Source organism: Serratia sp. GW822-FHT06D09, assembly GCF_058799515.1.
The window spans coordinates 383363-402099 of sequence record NZ_JBXALO010000001.1 but is presented as its reverse complement, the minus strand read 5'-3'; the positions used below and the strand labels follow the sequence as shown (position 1 = coordinate 402099).

Sequence of the window (18737 nt, the reverse complement as noted above, 5' to 3'; positions counted from 1 at the left end):
TCATTGGTCTCCTGCGAGAAGCGGTAATCCGTCATATACCGCCTGGCAGAGTTCACCGACAAATGCTCCCGCCATCCCTTCCAGCGCGGTATTGGTAAAAGCCACTACGCTGAGCTGCCGGGCCGGATCGACAAACCAGGAATGGCCGTACGTCCCGCCCATACGCCAGGTACCTACCGATTCCGGCGTCTGGGCCGCCCGCGGATCTTTCAATACGGTGATCCCCAGCCCAAAACCGCGCCCCGGCCAGAATGGCATCGGCAAATCGCCGATCTGGTTGCTGGTCATGGCCGTTACCCACTCTTCGGGCAGCAATGGTGCGCCGCCCCGACGCAGGGTTTCCAGCAAACGCAGAAAATCTTCCGCCGAACCTACCATGCCGGCCCCGCCTGATGCATAGGCGCTGGCATCCAGCGCCCTGGCAGGTGAAAGCTTAAAACCGGCGGTGCCGTCAATAAACTCGATGCGATCCGGTTGTTGCAGAGGCCGGGGCTCGGGGTAATGGTTAGCGTAAGCCACTGTCAGCCGCTGCGCATCGTGGGTACTGAACCCGGTATCTCGCATCGCCATCGGTCCGGTCACCAGATGTGCCACCGCTTGTGCCAACGGCAAACCACTGGCTTGTTCAATCACCGCACCCAGCACATCGGTGGCAATCGAGTAGCGCCATTCGGTTCCTGGTGCTGCCTGCAGAGGAGCCGAGGCAATACGACGCACATTTTCCGCCAGGCTGAGCGGATCGTCATCCATACCGTCGGAAACTCCCGCCTGCGCATAGGATCCATGCTCAGGTTGGAAAAAGCGGTAACTCAGCCCTGCGGTATGGGTCATCAGATGACGTACGGTCACTAAGGGTTGCTGGCCGTCCGGCGTACGCGGCCGGAACGACGGCAGCCAGCGCGCCACCGGGTCTTCAAGCCGTAAACGCCCTTGAGCCATCAGCACCAGCGCCGCCGTGGACAGGATCGGTTTGGAGACCGAAGCCAAGCGAAACAACGCATCGATGCGCATCGGTTTGCCCGCCTCTCGATCCGCCATACCGGCCGCACGACGATAGACCGGCTCGCCGCCCAACGCCACCAACACCACTGCACCCACCAGCCGTTTTTGTTCCAGCGCCAGATCGATAGCCTTATCAATAGCCTTGGCATCAAGTTTGTATTTATTCATTAGACATACCTCAGGTTGACAGCGAATTCTGTCAACCCCGAGGATAGGTTGTGGCGAAAAGAAGAAAAACAGGCTAGATTTCCCTTCATAACGGACATTAACGTCCGCAATAAGGGGCACGAGATGGATAATCTGGCCGGGGTCTCCGCCTTCGTTCAGGCGGCAGAAGCGCTCAGTTTTGTCGAGGCCGGACGCCTGTTGGGCGTATCCGCTTCGGCAATCGGTAAAAGCGTTGCCCGATTGGAGGCCCGTCTGGGCGTGCGATTGTTCCATCGCAGTACCCGCAGCATGACTTTGACGGCCGAAGGTCGGCTTTTCTTGCAGCGTTGCCAGCGGATCCTCGGAGAAATGGCGGCGGCGGAGCAGGAACTCAGCGACACTCGCAGCGCCCCGCGTGGCAAACTTCGCGTCAGTTTGCCTCTGGTCGGCGGACTGCTCAACCCGGTGCTGGCGACCTTTATTCGTCGATATCCCGAAATTGAACTGGAACTGGACTTTTCCGACCGTCGTGTTGAGGTAATCGAGGAAGGATTCGACGCGGTGATCCGCGTTGGGGAAACGGAAGACTCAAGATTAATGAGCCGCCAACTGGGCAGTTTTCATCTGCAACTGGTCGCTTCGCCCGCCTATTTGCGTCAGGCCGGCACACCACAATGCCCGGACGATCTGCGTCAGCACGCCTGCTTGCTGTACAAATTCCCCACCACCGGCAAAGTCGAAGCCTGGCCGGTAATGGACTGGGATAAAATGCTCGGCGACGGTCTGCATGCAAGCGTAGTGTGCAACAGCGTCGATACGCTGATCTATTTGGCAGAACAGGGCCAGGGCATTGCCTGCCTGCCCGACTTTGCGGTAAAACAGTCGCTGGCTGAGCAACGCCTTCAGCAACTGCTCGGTGCGCATTGCCGGCACACTGGCAGCTTTAAAATTCTCTGGCCCTCCAGCAAACACCTGACGCCCCGACTGCGGGTGTTTATCGATCTGCTGTGTGAACAACTGTTCCCGCTTTAGCGCCCTTTTTTCTTACGCCAAATGGCGACTTTGCTTTGCCTTAAAATGACTAAGCCAGATGCCATGCGGTATTGGCCCAGCTTTATTGCCGGAATCGGCATCCACCATATTCCATTTTGAAATATGAAATTTCCGTTCGTTCTTTCGGGGCCAATGAAATCGCCACACAATGAAATCTGAATCGCAGGCCGGCGCATAACCGCATAAAAAATCAGGTTTTATATCTTGTCATCGCTCATAACCGCTCAATTTGCCCATTTGGTGCTGGATAGCCGGCCCGAAGCATCAGCCCTGTCGGCCGCCCGCCTGGGGCTGATAGATTATTTTGCCTGCGCGTTGCCGATCGCCCAGGGCGTACTCACCGACAGCGGCCTGGCAGCGGTAAAAAAAGTGTTCCCGCCCGCCAGTACCGAGAACCGTGCGCTCTATTTCGGCTATATCAGCCATTCGCTGGATTTTGACGATTATCACCCCGCGCTGCGCGGGCACCCCAGCACGGTGGTGCTCTCTGCGCTGCTGGCATTGACCGACGATAACCCCGACGTTGACGCGCTACTGGCCGCCTATGTCATTGGCGTAGAGGCAGCCGGGCGACTGGGGCTGGCTGCCGGTACTCAGCACTATCAGTTGGGATTTCACAGCACTGCCACCCTTGGCGCCGTTGCCGCCACTGCGGCGGCAGCACGCTATTTACACCTCACGCTGCACCAAACGCAGATCGCCCTTGGGCTGGCGGCCACCCAGGCAGCTGGGCTGCGCAGTCAGTTCGGGTCAGCCGCCAAGCCGTTGCACGCAGGGATCGCCGCTCGGGCGGCAGTCAATGCCGTGCTGCTGGCGCAGCTGGGTTTTGCCGGGCAGCCGGAAGGCGTGATAGACAGCCTGTTGAGCTCGCATGGCGACGGACGGCAGCGGCCCGAATTGTTGACGGCCGATTGGGGGGCGCCGTGGCGTATCCTGCAACCGGGGCTGGAATTTAAACGCTATCCCACCTGCGGCGGTACCCACAGCGCTGCGGAGGCCGCATTTATCCTGCGCGAACGCCTGCTCGAACAAGGCATTGCCGTCGAGGATATTTCCGCTGCCATCGCCAAGATCCAGGTCAGTTTTCCACCCGGTGCCGATACCGCTCCCTATATTCGCCGCCCGTCAAACGGCGTTGAGGCGCGTTTTAGCCTGGAATACGTCATCGCCGATGCGTTGTACAGCGGCAGCGTGCCGCTAATGCACTACGGTGAGGCCCCCGTTGACCCAAATATTTCAGCCCTGGCGGCACGGGTTGAACGCCATGCCGACCTGACGGCACCGCCAGACGAGCTGGATGCGGAGTTACGCTTCCACCGCGTCACGCTAACGCTGCACGACGGCCGTCAATTAAGTGACATCGTCACAAGAAAGCAAACCGCCGCCCGACAGACCGACGTCGGTGCGAAACTGCGCAGCATCCTGCTATTGCTGCCGCATTTGAACGGTGACCGCGTGATCGAGGACTGCGCGCTAACGCAGCCCGCCGCGCTGAGCCGTTTAATCGAATTATTAAACCAATAATAAATATAGGAATAATTATGAGTACTTCACCTTCAACACCATCGCGTCAATTACGTCTCGGCCTGTTTGTTCAGGCTCTGGGCCATCACGTCGGCGGCTGGCGTGCCGAAGGGGCCAGCGGCTCGCCTACGGACATTGACTGGTTCACCTGGATCGCCCAAAAGGCCGAAGAAGGCACCTTTGATATGTTCTTCGTCGGCGATGCGCTGGCGACCAGCGTGCACCGTCTGCCTTCCACCCTGTCCCGCCTGGAGCCGCTGACGCTGCTGGCGGCGCTGGCGGTCAGAACTCGACACATCGGCCTGGCGGCCACCGCCTCCACCACCTTCGACCAGCCTTTCCACCTGGCGCGCGCCATGGCCTCTATCGATCACATCAGCCACGGCCGCGCCGCCTGGAACGTGGTGACGTCATTCTCCAGTGACGCGGCACGTAACTTCAGCCGTGACGATCTGCCTTCGCACGCCGAGCGTTATGAAGTGGCACGAGAGTTTCTCGAAGCCAGCTACAAGCTGTGGGACGGCTGGGAGGAAGGGGCTATCGTACGTGACAAGCACAGTGGCGTGTATGCCATTGACGAGAAAATCCACGCGGCCAACCACCAAGGCAAGCACTTCTCGGTGCAAGGCCCGCTGAACATTGCCCGTTCGCCACAGGGGCGCCCGGTGATCATCGAAGCCGGTTCTTCGCCGGCCGGACAACAGCTGGCCGCAGAAACCGCCGAGGTGGTGTTTACCGCCGCCGCCACGCTGGAAGAAGGCCAGGCCTTCTATCGCAGCCAGAAGAAATTTGTCGCCGATGCCGGCCGCAACCCGGATCACCTGCTGATCCTGCCGGGCGTGATGCCGATCGTGGGACGCACCAAAGCCGAGGCGCAGGAAACCTGGTATCAGCTCAATCAACTGGTGGATATCGATAACGGCATCGAACAGCTTTCCGCCCGCTTCGGCTTCGATCTTAGCGGCTTCCCGCTCGATGGCCCGGTACCGGACGTCGGCGCGACCGAAGGCGGCCAAAGCCGGGTGAAGCTGCTGACCGATCTGGCGGCACGCGAAAACCTGACGCTGCGTGAACTGGCGGCGGTTGCTGCCGGTTCGCGCGGGCATCGCGTGGTGGTGGGAACCGCCGAAGAGATCGCCGATGACTTCCAGCAGTGGCTGGAACAGCAAGGTGCCGATGGCTTTAACATCATGCCTGCGGTATTGCCGAATCAGTTGGAACTGTTCGTCGAACTGGTGATCCCGGAGCTACGCCGTCGCGGCCTGTTCCGCGAGGAATATCAGTATTCAACCCTGCGTGAAAACCTGGGCCTGCCGCAACCGGCAATCAACTTCGCTAACGTAAAATCGGCTTAATTCGCAGGGGAACATGATGAAAACCAACCTCAAACGCACCGTACTCTCCCTGCTGCTGGCTGGCGCTACCTTGGCTCCGCTGGCCGTCGGTTATGCCGCTGAAGGCGATGTGCCCTTCCGCGCCGCGGTAAAAGCCAGCGCCGATCCCGCACTGCACGACAGCCTGCCGGAAGCAATAAAAAAAGCCGGTTACATCGTGGCGGGCACCAACCCCAATACGCCCCCGACCACCTTCTATGAAGCCGACAACAAAACGCTGGCCGGGCGTGAAATCGACGTGATGAGCGCCATCGCCGATCGCCTCGGCGTGGCAATCCACTGGAAGGATACCGGCGGCTTCGACAATATCATCCCCGGCCTTAAATCCGGCCGTTATGACGTTGCCCTGGCCAATATCGACGCCAACAAGAAGCGCTTCCAACAGGTCGATTTTGTCGGCTATTACAACGCGTCCAAGCTGGCGCTGATCGCCCGTAAAGATGCCGCCCTCGGCCCTTACACCGAGCTGGCGCAGCTTTGTGGACAAACCGTCGGCGCCGGGGCTGGCACTTCACAAATCACCCGCTTGCAGCAGGCCAGCGACAGCTGCGTCAGCGGCGGAAAACCGGCGATCACCATTCCGATTTTCCCCGATCGGCCGGCCGGTGTTCAGGCCGTAATCAGCGGACGCGTGCCGATGTTCTTTGGTCCGTATGAAGGCCTGCGTTATCAGGCTACCCACGTTAAACCGCTGGCGCTGGCAGGCGACATCAACATTGAAGGCACCACGGTCGCCATCGCCTTGCCGAAAGGTTCCGACCTGGTGAAACCGGTGCAGGCGGCGCTTAACTCGCTGATTGCCGACGGCAGCTACCAGAAAATCCTCGACGGTTGGGATATCGGCTTCGGCGCGGTGAAAACCGCCGGCATCAATGAAGAGATTGCAAAATGAATGGGCCACAAGCGACCGGTGATGCCGAACTGCGCATCGTCGGTCATCGGCATTATGGGCGCTGGTTCAGCGCCCTGTTGGTGCTGCTGATCGTCGGCATTATCGCCAATTCGATGCTGCATAACCCGCGCTTCGAATGGGCGGTGGTGGCGGAAAACTTTACCGAAGCGTCGATTATCAATGGCGTGATCATGACGCTGAAGCTCACCGTGATTTCGGTGATCTTCGGCTTCGCCGGGGGCGTGCTGCTGGCGTTGATGCGTCTGTCGGCCAACCCGGTGCTGGTGGCGGTGAGCTGGTTTTATACCTGGTTCTTCCGCGCGGTGCCGATGCTGGTGCAGCTTTTCCTGTGGTACAACATCGCCGCGCTTTACCCGCGCATCAGTCTGTGGATCCCCTTCCTGGGTGAAGTGGCCAGCGCCCCGACCAACACCATCATCAGTACCTTCAGCGCGGCGGTGATCGCCCTGGTGATGCATCAGTCGGCTTATGCGGCGGAGATTGTACGCGCCGGTATCCAAAGCGTCGGCAGTGGCCAGCTGGAGGCCGCCAAGGCCTTGGGGTATCGCCGTGGACAAATCCTGTGGCGCGTAGTTTTGCCGCAGGCCATGCGGACCATTTTGCCCCCTGCCGGCAATGAGGTGATCGGGCAGCTTAAAACCACCGCGGTGGTGTCGGTGATCGCCCTGCAGGACGTGCTCTATTCGGCGCAGATCATCTATCAGCGCACCTATGAGGTGATCCCGCTGCTGTTGGTCGCCACGTTGTGGTATCTGGTGATGACCTCGATTTTGTCGATCGGCCAGTACTATGTTGAGCGCTATTTTGGTCGAGGTAGCCAAGCGGTGCGCAGCAACTGGCTGTTCCGTCCCCGCAAAGCCGCATCCAGTCCGTCACAGGAGGCACAATCATGAGCGCCGCCATTCAGATCAACCAGGTGCGCAAGTCATTTTCCGGCACCGAAGTGTTGAAAAATATCAGCCTGCAGATCCCGGCAGGCTCGGTAACGGTGATCCTCGGCCCTTCCGGTTCGGGGAAGTCGACCTTGCTGCGCTGCATCAATCACCTGGAAAAACTCGACGGTGGAACCATTCGGGTGGGCGAGCAACTCATCGGTTACCGTCAAAAAGGCAACCAGCTGTATGAACTGAAGGAACGCGAAGTGGCCGAACAGCGTAAAAGCATCGGTATGGTGTTCCAACAGTTCAATTTATTCCCGCACCGCACAGTGCTGGAGAACGTCACTGAAGCCCCGCTGCTGGTCAAAAAGGAAAAGAAAAGTCTGGTGGTGGAACGGGCAAAAGCGCTGCTGGCCCGCGTCGGGCTGGAACATCGCATTCACGCCTGGCCACGCGAGCTTTCTGGTGGACAGCAACAGCGAGTGGCGATCGCCCGCGCCCTGGCGATGACCCCAGAGGTGCTACTGTTCGATGAGCCCACTTCTGCGCTCGATCCCGAATTGGTTGGCGAAGTGCTGCAGGTGATGAAAGGCCTGGCGCACTCTGGCATGACCATGGTGGTGGTGACGCATGAAATCGGTTTTGCCCGCGAAGTGGCGGACCAAATCATCTTTATGGATCAAGGGAAAGTGGTAGAAACGGGGACGGCAAAACAGGTGCTGGATGAACCGGTACATCAAAGAACGCGTGATTTCCTGGCAACGGTACTTTAAACCTGCATCGGGGGGCATTGCGCCCCTCGAACATTATTTCAGCGTCAGCTCTTTTTCCCGCCAACGGCAGAAAACAGATTAAACAGCTCACCCAAGCCATAAATCGAGCCAAGCAACAAGGCAATCATTACCGGCACCATGATCACCACGGTGGCCAAACTCTCTAGTATTTCTAACATCGTTGTCTCCTGGTTTTTAAGCAGCAAAAAGCCTGCCCAGAAAGGAAAATTTCCCTGGAATTTCTTAAGGTTATTTTTGCTTGATTTCAATCTGTGATGCAGATCACAACTCAATATCGCTAATGTAACTTACACAGTTGCATTACCGCAATGCAAAAAAATGCTCTCTGTCAGGGACAACCCGCACCAGAAGCAGTGGCGCCAACACCCAGCGGTATCCGTACGCCAATGCAGGCCGGAACGCGTCATAGCCCATAACCCTGGGCCTTAGGATTTTTAACGCGTTTTAAGGATTATCCAACCTGCCCCAAGAGATAACAGGTTGGCGATTTAATCATCACCCCAAAGTAAAATGGCGATTAAATAAAATCCGATGGCACAAAATTAAGAATATTTACCTGTTCTATTTTCTTTCGGCAGAATACATTCATCTCAACTTCTACCGGCCGATTAATCAGTGCTTTCTTTGTCTGTTAATTAGGCAATTTATCAGGAAACTCTTATGAACCTTAAACGTGCCGCAGGCGTGATGGTTATCATCATGGCAACACTTTCTGTCACCGCATGTGGGAATATGTCTCACCGCGATCGCAACACCGCTATCGGTGCCGGCGTTGGCGCCCTGGGTGGCGCAGTATTGACCGACGGCAGTACGCTGGGTACCTTGGGCGGCGCAGCGCTGGGCGGTATCATCGGCCACCAAACCAGCCGTTAATATTTTTAGGCCGGGTTGTTTTCAATTGAAAATACCCGGCCGAATTTATTTTATTCGCCACGCATTGGTGCGTCAGATTCTTTTTATTTTATAGAATTAATCAGATTGTCTTATCTATAAATATTCCCGCCCATACAAAGTATCGACGCTTAAAAATTATTCCCCTTTTTAATAAAACCGCCAGATTTATCTTAACTTCACTCGTGATGTCGAATGGGCACAGGCCCACCTTGCGACGTTGAAAAAGTGACTGGTTCCCCCTCCGCAGAGGGGGAACATCAGGTTAGCCTTTAACCTGCGAAACGACGTTCAACGGCTGGGCATCAGGCAAGATATTCATATGTTCCAATACCTGCGCCATGATCTTGCCGAACACCGGGCCAGCCACCGAACCACCGAAGTGCTTGCCGGCTTTCGGGTTGTTGACCATCACCACCAGCGCCACCTGCGGATCGCTGGCGGGCGCCACGCCGGCGGTGTAGTTAATGTAACCACCGTCGTATTTGCCGTTGGTGCCCATTTTCTCTGCGGTACCGGTTTTAATCGCCAAACGGTAACCCGGCACCGCAGCGCTGACCCCGCTGCCCCCCGGTAAGGCATCGCTTTCCATCATATGCACCACGGTTTTTACCGTATCTTCAGGCAGAATGCGCTGCCCCATCACCGGTGGCGTCACTCGGGTGATCGACAATGGCCGATAAACGCCATAGGAACCGATAGCCGCGTATTCACGCGCCATCTGCAACGGGGTCACACGCAAACCATAACCAAACGAGAAGGTTGCGCGTTCGATATCAGCCCAGCGTTCGCGGTGCTGCGGCAAATAACCGCTGCTTTCGTTGCCGATGCCCAGGTCGGTCGGTCTGCCCAAGCCAAAGCTCTTGTAAACCGCAGGCAGTACGGTGGCGGGCAGCGCCAGCGCAATATGTGAAACGGCAATGTCGCTGGATTTTTGCAGCACGCCGGTAATGGTCAATTTCGACCAGTGGCCTACGTCCTTGATCAAATGACCATTGACCCGGTAAGGCGTGGTGTCCAGTACGGTATCCGGCTTAATCAACCGGTGTTCCAGCCCGACCATCACCACCACCGGCTTCACGGTAGAACCCGGTTCGAAACTGTCGCTGCTGCACACGTTGCGGATATCTTTGGCCGGGGTATTGGCGTAGTTGTTCGGGTTGAATGACGGGTAGCTGGCCATCCCCAGCACTTCACCGGTATTCACTTTTACCAGCACCGCACAGCCGGAATCGGCCTGGTTTGCCACCACGCCGTCGCGAATTTGCGCGTACAGCACGTACTGGATGAATTTATCAATACTCAGCGTGACATTCGGCGGCGGCACGGGATCGACGTTCTTGATCACGCCAATCACCGCCCCGCTGCCGTCCTTCTGGTAAACCCGCAGGCCGTTCTTGCCTTGCAGCAGATGGTTAAAGCCCAGCTCGATACCTTCAAGACCCTGATTGTCCTGCCCGACAATGCCGATGAGCCCGGCGGCATCCTGGCTCATCGGGTAGAAACGGCTGAAGTCCTGCAGGGTACTGACGCCGGTCAAACGCAGCTTGCTGATGTAATCGGCATTATCATCTTCGACTTTGCGCGCCAGATAGACAAAACGCTTGTGAGCATTAGCCTGGATCAGCTTTTGCACCTCGGGTAGCGGCATTTTCAGCACGTTGGCCAGGCTCTGCCAGCGTTCATTGCCGATATCGGTATGGGTGTCGAGAATATGCTTGGGATCCAACACAATATCTTTCGATGACACGCTGACGGCCAAGGCCTCGCCGTTACGGTCGGTGATCATCCCCCGGTTGGTGGGCAGCACCTGGGTGCGAATCGAACGCTGATCCGCCTGATCCGCCAACTGCTGATGCTCCAGCAACTGCAAATAGCCGACCCGAAAGGCCAGCAGGAAAAAGCAAACCAGGATCCCGCCGCAAATCCAACCAAAGCGAAGGGTCGAATAATTTTTACCGCTTTTTTTTGTTAATGGCGCCACTGTTAACCCTGCGTTTTTATTAAAGTTATGTGATTATTTCAGTCTACCCTGACAGAAATAGTTAGAAGATTGCAGTTTGTAAGAAAGTAAAAACAAACGCGTTTACTGTTGCACATCCGCGCTGTCGTTTAACTCCGGTTTAACTTTCTGGTTATCCTCAGGCTGCGGGGCGTTGGCCGGGTCAAAAATATGGTCGAGGATCGCCCGGGCCGTCGGCCCCGCGACCACACCGTCACCACCGCCGTTTTCCAGAATTAATGCCATCGCCACCCGCGGATTTTTATAAGGCGCGAACAACGTATAGAAAATATGGTCACGCAGCCGTACCGGGATCATTTTGGCGTTATAAGTCTGATTCTCTTTCAGACCAAACACCTGTGAAGTCCCGGACTTGGCGGCAATCTGATACGGCGCAGTATGGAACAGCTTATAACCGGTGCCGTTTGGCAGATTGGCCATGCCGTACATGCCATTGCGAACGATGCCCCAGTACGGCGATTTGGCATCACCAATCTGTGCACTCTCTACCGGTGGCTGGTAGCGACTCACCAGGTTGCCCTGCCGCATGGAATACAACAAATGGGGCGTTTTCACCTTGCCGTTGTTGATCAGCGTCGTTAACGCCTTCACCATCTGGATCGGCGTAGCCACCCAATATCCCTGGCCGATGCCTACCGAGATGGTGTCCCCCTGATACCAGGCTTTTTTATGCACCCGCTGTTTCCATTCGCGGCTTGGCAGCACGCCGCGATACTCTTCGTTAAGGTCAATCCCGGTCGCCTGACCATAACCAAACTGGCTTAGCCAGCTGTGAATACGGTCAATGCCCATTTCAAACGCCACCTGATAAAAGAAGGTATCGGCCGATTCTTCTATCGCCTTGGTCACGTTCAGCATGCCATGCCCGGTTTTAAGCCAGTCACGATAACGGCGCTGGGTGCCCGGTAAGGTCCAGGTCGGCGCGCCAAAGAAGGTGGTGTTGGGGGTGATCACTCCGGCAAACAGCGCGGACGTGGCCATGTAAGGCTTCACCGTGGATGCCGGTGGGTAGAGCCCTTGCGTGACGCGGTTAATCAGCGGCAGATCGGGGTTGCTCAGCAGAGCTTTATACGCGGGATAGCTGATGCCCTTCACAAAAGGGTTGGGATCGTAACTGGGGCTGGAGACCATGGCCAAAATGCCACCGTCGCGCGGGTCTTCCACCACCACTGCCGCCCGCTGCCCTTTAAGCACCGATTCGATATATTGCTGCAGCGGCAGATCGAGCGTCAGGTAAATGTTTTTGCCCGCCTGTGGCGGTTGTTCTTTCAGCAGGCGTATCACGCGACCGTGGTTATCCACTTCGACTTCCTGATAACCGGTGGTGCCATGCAACTCTGACTCATAATAAGCCTCGATGCCCTGCTTGCCGATATTGTGGTCGGCGGCATAGTTCTCGCTGAGGCCCGCCTTGTCCAGCCGCTTCAAATCGCCATCGTTGATTTTAGACACGTAACCCACCACGTGGGCCAGTTCGGCACCGTAGGGATATTCCCGCTGCTGATAGGTGTCAATCGTCACCCCGTCAAAACGGTATTGATTGACCGCGAAGCGCGCCACCTCGGTTTCCGTCAGTCCGCTTTTCAAGGTGACCGGCTTATAGCGGCCATTGTGGTGCATGTCATCGCGAAAAGCGGCGATGTCTTCGGAGGTCAGATCGACAATCGGCGTCAGCGCCTGCAGCAGCGCGGTCATATTGTCGATTTTGCTGGGGATAATCTGGATCTGATACAGCGTAATGTTACGCACCAGCGGAATGCCGTTGCGGTCGAAAATCAGCCCGCGACTGGGGGCAATCGGCACCATCTTGATGTCGTTTTGATTGGATCGCGTCTGGTAGAACGCATGCTGTTTTACCTGCAGGCGGTACAGGTTGAGGATCAACACGCCAAAACAGGCGACAACCAACACCATAGCCACGCCGGCGCGGCGTATAAACAACATTTCTTCGGCGGAATGGTCGCGAATTTTATCTTTTAATAGGGCCATACGTGGCGAGTTACCTGTCAGACGTCACATTTTCCCAAGATAAATCAGGGCAGTGAAAAGTCGGCAAGCATAGCGTTATTGGTTTGCGCTCCCCATTAAAAGGTTGCTAATGAAATGGCATAAATGTTTCAGCATGTTGGAATGTTACCAAATGCCGATTTTTCTCCCGCTCAGGGATTGAGCAGCGATTTCCCCCAGTGCTACAATGTGACGCAGATCACACTATTTCACCCATTGCCCTGACCTTCCGGCCGCTCGCCGGGAGCAGCTTTATCACCAAGGATCCCGTTCGATGAGTGCCATTGCCACAGGTTTTATTATGATGCGCTGGGAGTTACTTAGCGCCGTTATGATGTTTATGGCCAGCCAGCTAAACGTCGTTTGCCGTAAGACCAGCCGCAACGGCATGGCATTTATGTTCAGCAGCCTCGGGTTGTTCACCACCTGCTGGTTCGTGATGGGCCTGATGGGGATTAGCTTCAGTCAGGAAGGCTTTACGCAATTCTGGTCCCACGCCTGGGACATGTATGTCGAGGTCGTCAGTAACACCCCTACCGATTGGCCACTGCCCTGACTCAACATCAGCAGGCGAAGCGCTGTCCGCTTTGCCTGCCGTGTTAATTCGTTATTTTCTCCTGCCCAGTTCAGGCACTATTGGCTACGCCACCTTATGGCAACGCACCGCCGTGCCGCCCAAGTTGACGCTCAAACTTTGCGGTCGCTGGCACCCCTCGCCGGCGTAAGGGCAACGTTCGCGAAAAAAGCAGCCCTGCGGCAACTGACGGTTGCCCGGTAATTCCCCTTTGCGGTCTTCAATTGTGCTGTCGCTCAGTGAACGGCCGGTACGGGGCACCGAATCCAGCAGCAACCGGGTGTAAGGGTGCTGCGGCTGGCGCAACACCTGTGCGGTCGGCCCCAATTCGACAATCTGCCCCAGATACATCACCGCTACCCGATCGCTCATGTGCTGGATCACCGAGACGTTATGCGAGATCAGCACATAAGTCAGGTTGCGCTGGCGTTGCAGTTCCACCAGTAAATTGAGGATCTGCGCCTGCACCGAAATATCCAGCGCCGAAGTAGGTTCGTCCAGCACGATGATGTCCGGCTGCGACGACAGTGCGCGTGCAATGGAAATACGCTGTCGCTGTCCGCCGGAGAACTCGTGCGGCAACCGGTCAATCGCCTCCGGCCGCAGTCCCACCTGCTGAGCCAACTCCGCCGCCTGCGCCCGTCGTTCCGCCACGCTGTTGTGTTGCTGCACGTACACCGGCTCGGTGATAATTCGCCATACCGGCAGGCGCGGATCGAGCGATGACTGCGGATCCTGAAACACCATTTGCATGCCGCTGCCAAACCAGGAGCCGGCATTGCGCGCCCGCAGCAGCTCGCCGCTGCTGGGCTTCAACAACCCCATCAGCAACTGCGCCAGGGTGCTTTTGCCGCAGCCGGACTCGCCAACGATGCCCAAGGTTTCGCCGCGCATAATGTTCAGATCCAACCCATTGAGCGCATGAACATACTCTCGCGGCTTGCCGCGCCAGTTATAGCTGGCGGGGAAACGCAATCGCACGTCGCGCAGTTCCAGCAGTGCCTCAACGTTCATTCTGCACCTCCAAATCGACAGACTGCGGATGCCAACAGGCTACCCTTTGGCTCGGCTCTGCCACCAATGGCGTAAGCCTCGGCGTATGCCGACACTGAGCGTCAGCATGGCGGCAACGGTTGCTAAAAGCGCAGCCTGGCGGTAACGCACTCAGGTTGGGCACCGTACCAGGGATAGCCTGCAGCAGGCTGCGCGGTTCGGCACGCTCCGGCGCCGCCAGCAATAACCCAATGGAGTACGGATGACTGGGATGCTCAATCACATTGGCGGTTGCGCCACTCTCAATCACGTGTCCTGCGTACATCACATACACCCGGTCGCAAAGTTGCGACACCACAGCCATATCGTGAGTGATAAATAGCACCGCCGTGCCGCTGGCTCGCGCCTTCTGCTGTAGCAAACGCAACACCTGACGCTGGACCGTGACGTCCAGCGCAGTGGTGGGTTCGTCGGCGATGATCAGTTCCGGTTCGCAGGAAAATGCCATGGCAATCAGCACCCGTTGGCGCATACCGCCGGACAGCTCAAACGGATAACGCTCCATCACCCGCTGTGCATCGGCAATCTGCATTTCCTGTAACAGCTGAATCGCCTTGTCGCGAGCCGCCGAGGCGGAAAGTCGCTGGTGCAGGCGGATCACCTCGCACATCTGGCGGCCGATCTTGCGCGTTGGATTGAGCGCGCTCATGGGCTCCTGAAAAATCATCGACACCCGCGCACCACGCAACTGGCGCATTTGCCGCTCGCTGGCGTTAAGCACGTCGGTGCCCAGCATCTCCAACGAACCGCCGGTCACGCGGTAACCCTCTTCCGCCAGCAGCCGTAACGTCATCATCGCAGTGACCGACTTGCCGGAGCCGGACTCGCCCACCACGCCAACGATTTCACCCGCCTTGACCTGCAACGAAACGCGATTGAGCGCCTTGACGCTGCCGCCGTAAATCGGAAACTCCAGCTGCAATTCATCGATTGATAAAACGGTGGTTTCACTCATCAGCGCCCCCGGGTTTTAGGATCCAGCAGGTCGCGCAGACCGTCGCCGAACAGGTTGAAACCGGTGGCGGTGATCAGGATCGCCGTGCCGGGAAAGGCCGAATACCACCATTGGTCGAGCACATAGTTGCGGCCATTGGCCACCATAGCGCCCCATTCGGCGGTCGGTTGCTGGGCACCCAGGCCGATGAAGCCCAGCGTAGCCGCCATCAGAATCGCGGTACCGATATCCAGCGACGCCTGCACCACCAACGGCGGCATCACATTGCGCAGCACGTGCCAACCAATCAGATGCCAGCGCGAAGCGCCAAAGGTGCGCGCCGCTTGCATATACGCCTGATGACGCAGCGTTAACGTTTGGCCGCGCGCCAGCCGCACGTAGAAAGGAATGCGCACCACGGCAATCGCCAACATGGCGTTGAACAAACTGGGGCCCAACGCCGCCGCCAGCGCCATGGTCAGCACCAGCGACGGCACCGACAGCATGATATCCATGCAGCGCATAATTAACGCATCAACCGTACCGCCCATCACGCCGGAGAAACAGCCGAGCAGCGAGCCAATGCTCCCCGCCAATACCACCACCGCCAGCCCGGCGGCCACCGATTGACGGCTGCCAACCAGGACTCGGCTGAACAGGTCTCTGCCCACTTCGTCGGTACCGAACCAGTGCTCGGGCGAAGGCGGCAGTAAGCGCGCGGTTAGGTCAATGGCGTCCGGGTTATGCGGCACCAGCCACGGCGAGAACAGCATCAGGAACAGCACGGCTATCATGATGGCAGCACCCAGCAGCGTCAGCGGACTCCGCCGGACCCGGTACCAGGCGCGGCGCAGGCTGAGATAGCGCAATACGGGTTCCGCGATCGGTGGTTGTTCGATTTGAGTCATTGTCATTATCCCTCGCGCCCCATTCTTGGGTCGATCCACAGGTAGAGCAGATCGACGATCAAATTAACCATCACGTAGGCAAAAGAGACCACCACGGCAAACCCCATCACCGCCGGAAAGTCCAGCGCCTGAATGGAATCCACCACGTAAGCGCCCATGCCCGGCCAGGCGAAGACCGTTTCGGTCAGCACCGCGCCATAGAGTAAGTCCCCCAAAGCCAGCCCCAACACCGTCACCGAGGGGATCAACGCGTTGGGCAACGCATGCCCAAGCACCACTCGCCAGTGCGAAAGGCCGTTGGCACGGGCCGTCCGGATATAGTCTTCCCCCAATTGTTCCAGCATCGCCGAGCGGATTTGGCGCGCCACTACCCCAAGATGAACAAAGGCTAACGTCAGCGCCGGCAGGATCAGGTGTTGCAGGCTGTTCCAGAACGCCTCGCCGTTGCCGGTCAGCAAGGAGTCCAGCAGGTAAAACCCGGTGATATGGGTGGGAGGATCCAGCCAGTCGTCCAGTCTGCCGCCGCCGGGCAATAGATTCAGTTGCCCGTAGAACAGGATAATCACCCCCAACCCCAGCCAGAACGCCGGGGTGGAGATGCCGGTCACCGACAACAGCCGCACCAGATGATCGGGCCATTTATTACGATACACTGCCGACACCACCCCAAGCGGGACGCCAAACGCGATCGCCAACAGTAAAGCGCAAAAAGCCAGCTCCAGCGTGGCGGGAAAGAAGGCGCGCAGATCGTCCAGCACCGGCCGTCCGGTGCGAATGGAAGTCCCCAAATCGCCATGCAGCAAATCCAGCACATAGCGGCCAAATTGCACATACAGCGGCTGGTCCAGCCCCAGCTGTTGGCGAATATGCTGGACGATTTCCTCGCTGGCGCGGTCACCGGCCAGCAAGCGCGCCGGATCGCCGGGGATCAGGTGCGAGATGGTAAAGGTGATCACGCACACCCCGAACATCACCAGCACCAACCCCCAGCAGCGCTGACGGATAAGGCTCCAAACGTTCATAGCGGTTTCCCATGGTGCAGGGGCAGCCAAACGGCTGCCCGAAAAAAATTACTTGCTCATCTGCCCAACGTTGAACACCTGCTCCAGCATCGGGTTATACACAAAGCCCTTCACCTCTTTGTTCATCGCCACCTGATAGTTTTTTTGGAACAGATAGACGTAGGCCGCCTGGTCGATGACGATTTTCTGCGCCGCCTGGTAATCCGCGGTGCGAACCTGCTGATCGGACACCGATACCGCTTTCTTCAACAGGGCATCCACCTGCGGATCGCTGTAGAATGACCGGTTGCCCGGCAGCCCTTTCTTGTCGGATTCAAACCAGTAGTTCATGAACATATAGGGGTCGGCGAAATCCGGGCTCCAGTTGCCGATGGCGATATCGTAATTGCCCTGACCGATGCGATCCCGCATGGTGGCGTTGGCCAGCTTCTCCAGTTTGACGTTGAGGCCGACCGTCGCCAGGCTGGCCTGCACCGACAGCGCAATCGCCTCCCAGTTAGGGTCACTGATCGAATACAGGAAGTTCAGCGAAGCGGGTTTGTCTTTCACCGCCGCCAGTGCTGCCTTGGCCTTGTCCGCATCCTGACTGTACTGCTGGGCATTGGCGTCATAACCCCACATGCCCTCCGGGATCGGGCCGCGCATCTGTTTGCCGTTGCCCCCGAGAATGCCCTTCACCATGCCCTGATAATCCACGGCGTAAGAGATGGCGCGACGCAGATCCACCTGGTTAAGCGGCGCTTTGCCGTTGTTAAGGTACAAATAGGTCACCCGTAGCGACGGGTACTCGTTGACCGCAACCTTGTTTTCACTTTTCAGCGCCGTGAGCTGGTCAATCGGCAGCGATTCGGCAATATCCAGGTCGCCTCGGGTCAGTTGCAGACGGCGGGTGGCGCTTTCGCCGATGATTTTCACCGTGACGCGTTTAAACGCCGGTTTGGCACCGCTGTAATGCGGGTTAGGCACCAGCACCAACTGCTGGCCCTTCTGCCAGCGATCCAGTTTGTACGCCCCAGAACCGGCGCTATGGTTCGCCAGCCAGGCCTTGCCCTCGTCTGCCGGATTCGCCTTGGCAATCGCCGGGTTAACGATGCCGGCACCGTCATTGGCCAGGGTGTACAGGAACGGCGCAAACGGCGTTTTCAGAGTGAAACGCACCGTCAGCGGATCCACCACCGTGACCTGCAGGTCTTTCGGGAAGGCCTCTGACGGCCCCTGACCAATCTTCATCAGACGCTCGAACGACCATTTGACCGCCTCGGCGTTCACGTCCGAACCGTCATCAAACTTGTTGCCGGGTTTTAGCTTAAAGGTCCAGACCAGTTGGTCGTCTGAACTGGTCCAGCTGTCGGCCAGCTCACCCTCCACCTGGGTCGAACCTTTTCCGCTTTCGGTCTTGTACTGCACCAGTCGCTGATAGGCCGGGTAAGTCACCGTCCAGTCGTTGTTATCGATAGTCACCGCCGGATCCAGCGTTTGCGGATCGGCCGCTTTGCCAATCACCAGCATGTCTTTGGGCACCGCCGCCTGTACCGGCCCGGTTACCGTCATGCCCAACGTCACTGCAGCCGCCAGAGCGGCGTATTTGATCTGATTCATAAACAAAGCTCCTGATGCGTT

Annotated in this window: 17 protein-coding genes; 8 read left to right on the top strand and 9 right to left on the bottom strand. The window is 57.6% G+C overall.

Going from position 1 to position 18737, the window contains the following annotated elements; genetic code table 11:
- Nucleotides 1-1170: a serine hydrolase domain-containing protein gene (locus tag AC1RKG_RS01880; RefSeq protein WP_493181831.1), complete on the bottom strand. Its 1170-nt coding sequence runs from the start codon at nt 1168-1170 to the stop codon at nt 1-3.
- A gap of 123 nt (nt 1171-1293) precedes the next feature.
- Between AC1RKG_RS01880 and AC1RKG_RS01875 the strand changes: the two genes are divergently transcribed.
- The 6 genes from AC1RKG_RS01875 to AC1RKG_RS01850 all read left to right on the top strand — a co-directional run bounded on the left by AC1RKG_RS01875 (nt 1294) and on the right by AC1RKG_RS01850 (nt 7684).
- Entirely contained in the window at nt 1294-2181 is an 888-nt protein-coding gene (locus AC1RKG_RS01875) for a LysR family transcriptional regulator (RefSeq protein ID WP_493181830.1), read from the top strand.
- A 225-nt stretch (nt 2182-2406) separates the two neighbouring features.
- The gene (locus tag AC1RKG_RS01870; RefSeq protein ID WP_130015717.1) at nt 2407-3726 is read left to right on the top strand and encodes an MmgE/PrpD family protein; all 1320 of its coding nucleotides are present in this window, start codon (nt 2407-2409) and stop codon (nt 3724-3726) included.
- Nucleotides 3727-3743: 17 nt separating this feature from the next.
- Complete coding sequence (locus AC1RKG_RS01865; protein ID WP_115058854.1) at nt 3744-5081, top strand: LLM class flavin-dependent oxidoreductase; 1338 nt, start codon at nt 3744-3746, stop codon at nt 5079-5081.
- A gap of 16 nt (nt 5082-5097) precedes the next feature.
- A complete protein-coding gene (locus AC1RKG_RS01860; protein WP_048758998.1) occupies nt 5098-6012 on the top strand; it encodes an ABC transporter substrate-binding protein in 915 nt (304 codons plus the stop codon).
- A complete protein-coding gene (locus AC1RKG_RS01855) occupies nt 6009-6926 on the top strand; it encodes an amino acid ABC transporter permease (protein WP_020826836.1) in 918 nt (305 codons plus the stop codon). The genes AC1RKG_RS01860 and AC1RKG_RS01855 overlap by 4 nt, the downstream gene beginning before the upstream one ends.
- The gene (locus AC1RKG_RS01850; protein WP_020826835.1) at nt 6923-7684 is read left to right on the top strand and encodes an amino acid ABC transporter ATP-binding protein; all 762 of its coding nucleotides are present in this window, start codon (nt 6923-6925) and stop codon (nt 7682-7684) included. Before AC1RKG_RS01855 ends, AC1RKG_RS01850 begins: the two co-directional genes overlap by 4 nt.
- A 44-nt stretch (nt 7685-7728) precedes the next feature.
- Here AC1RKG_RS01850 and AC1RKG_RS01845 read toward each other — a convergent pair whose 3' ends face one another.
- Nucleotides 7729-7863 (bottom strand): AcrZ family multidrug efflux pump-associated protein, encoded by a 135-nt coding sequence (locus tag AC1RKG_RS01845; RefSeq protein WP_020826834.1) that lies wholly within the window; start codon nt 7861-7863, stop codon nt 7729-7731.
- 502 nt (nt 7864-8365) lie between these two features.
- Here AC1RKG_RS01845 and osmB point away from each other — a divergent pair.
- Nucleotides 8366-8578, top strand: coding sequence for an osmotically-inducible lipoprotein OsmB (gene osmB, locus AC1RKG_RS01840; protein ID WP_020826833.1), 213 nt, complete (start codon nt 8366-8368; stop codon nt 8576-8578).
- Between the two features lie 283 nt (nt 8579-8861).
- Here the strand turns inward: osmB and AC1RKG_RS01835 are convergent, their stop codons facing one another.
- Together AC1RKG_RS01835 and mrdA are read right to left on the bottom strand one after the other, a co-directional pair.
- The gene (locus AC1RKG_RS01835; RefSeq protein WP_115058856.1) at nt 8862-10580 is read right to left on the bottom strand and encodes a penicillin-binding transpeptidase domain-containing protein; all 1719 of its coding nucleotides are present in this window, start codon (nt 10578-10580) and stop codon (nt 8862-8864) included.
- A 102-nt stretch (nt 10581-10682) separates the two neighbouring features.
- Entirely contained in the window at nt 10683-12608 is a 1926-nt protein-coding gene (gene mrdA / locus AC1RKG_RS01830; protein ID WP_259218765.1) for a penicillin-binding protein 2, read from the bottom strand.
- A gap of 292 nt (nt 12609-12900) precedes the next feature.
- Here mrdA and AC1RKG_RS01825 point away from each other — a divergent pair, with 292 nt between their 5' ends.
- Nucleotides 12901-13182, top strand: coding sequence for a YjcB family protein (locus AC1RKG_RS01825; RefSeq protein WP_020826830.1), 282 nt, complete (start codon nt 12901-12903; stop codon nt 13180-13182).
- An 84-nt stretch (nt 13183-13266) separates the two neighbouring features.
- Here AC1RKG_RS01825 and AC1RKG_RS01820 read toward each other — a convergent pair whose 3' ends face one another.
- The 5 genes from AC1RKG_RS01820 to AC1RKG_RS01800 are packed head-to-tail and all read right to left on the bottom strand — an operon-like array spanning nt 13267 to nt 18716.
- A complete protein-coding gene (locus tag AC1RKG_RS01820; RefSeq protein WP_493181827.1) occupies nt 13267-14214 on the bottom strand; it encodes an oligopeptide/dipeptide ABC transporter ATP-binding protein in 948 nt (315 codons plus the stop codon).
- The gene (locus AC1RKG_RS01815) at nt 14204-15208 is read right to left on the bottom strand and encodes an ABC transporter ATP-binding protein (protein WP_046373592.1); all 1005 of its coding nucleotides are present in this window, start codon (nt 15206-15208) and stop codon (nt 14204-14206) included. The genes AC1RKG_RS01820 and AC1RKG_RS01815 overlap by 11 nt, the downstream gene beginning before the upstream one ends.
- Nucleotides 15208-16095, bottom strand: coding sequence for a D,D-dipeptide ABC transporter permease (ddpC, locus tag AC1RKG_RS01810; protein WP_020826826.1), 888 nt, complete (start codon nt 16093-16095; stop codon nt 15208-15210). Before ddpC ends, AC1RKG_RS01815 begins: the two co-directional genes overlap by 1 nt.
- A 5-nt stretch (nt 16096-16100) precedes the next feature.
- Complete coding sequence (locus AC1RKG_RS01805; RefSeq protein ID WP_020826825.1) at nt 16101-17117, bottom strand: ABC transporter permease; 1017 nt, start codon at nt 17115-17117, stop codon at nt 16101-16103.
- A 48-nt stretch (nt 17118-17165) separates the two neighbouring features.
- Nucleotides 17166-18716 (bottom strand): ABC transporter substrate-binding protein, encoded by a 1551-nt coding sequence (locus AC1RKG_RS01800; protein ID WP_493181825.1) that lies wholly within the window; start codon nt 18714-18716, stop codon nt 17166-17168.
- Between the last annotated feature and the right edge of the window lie 21 nt (nt 18717-18737).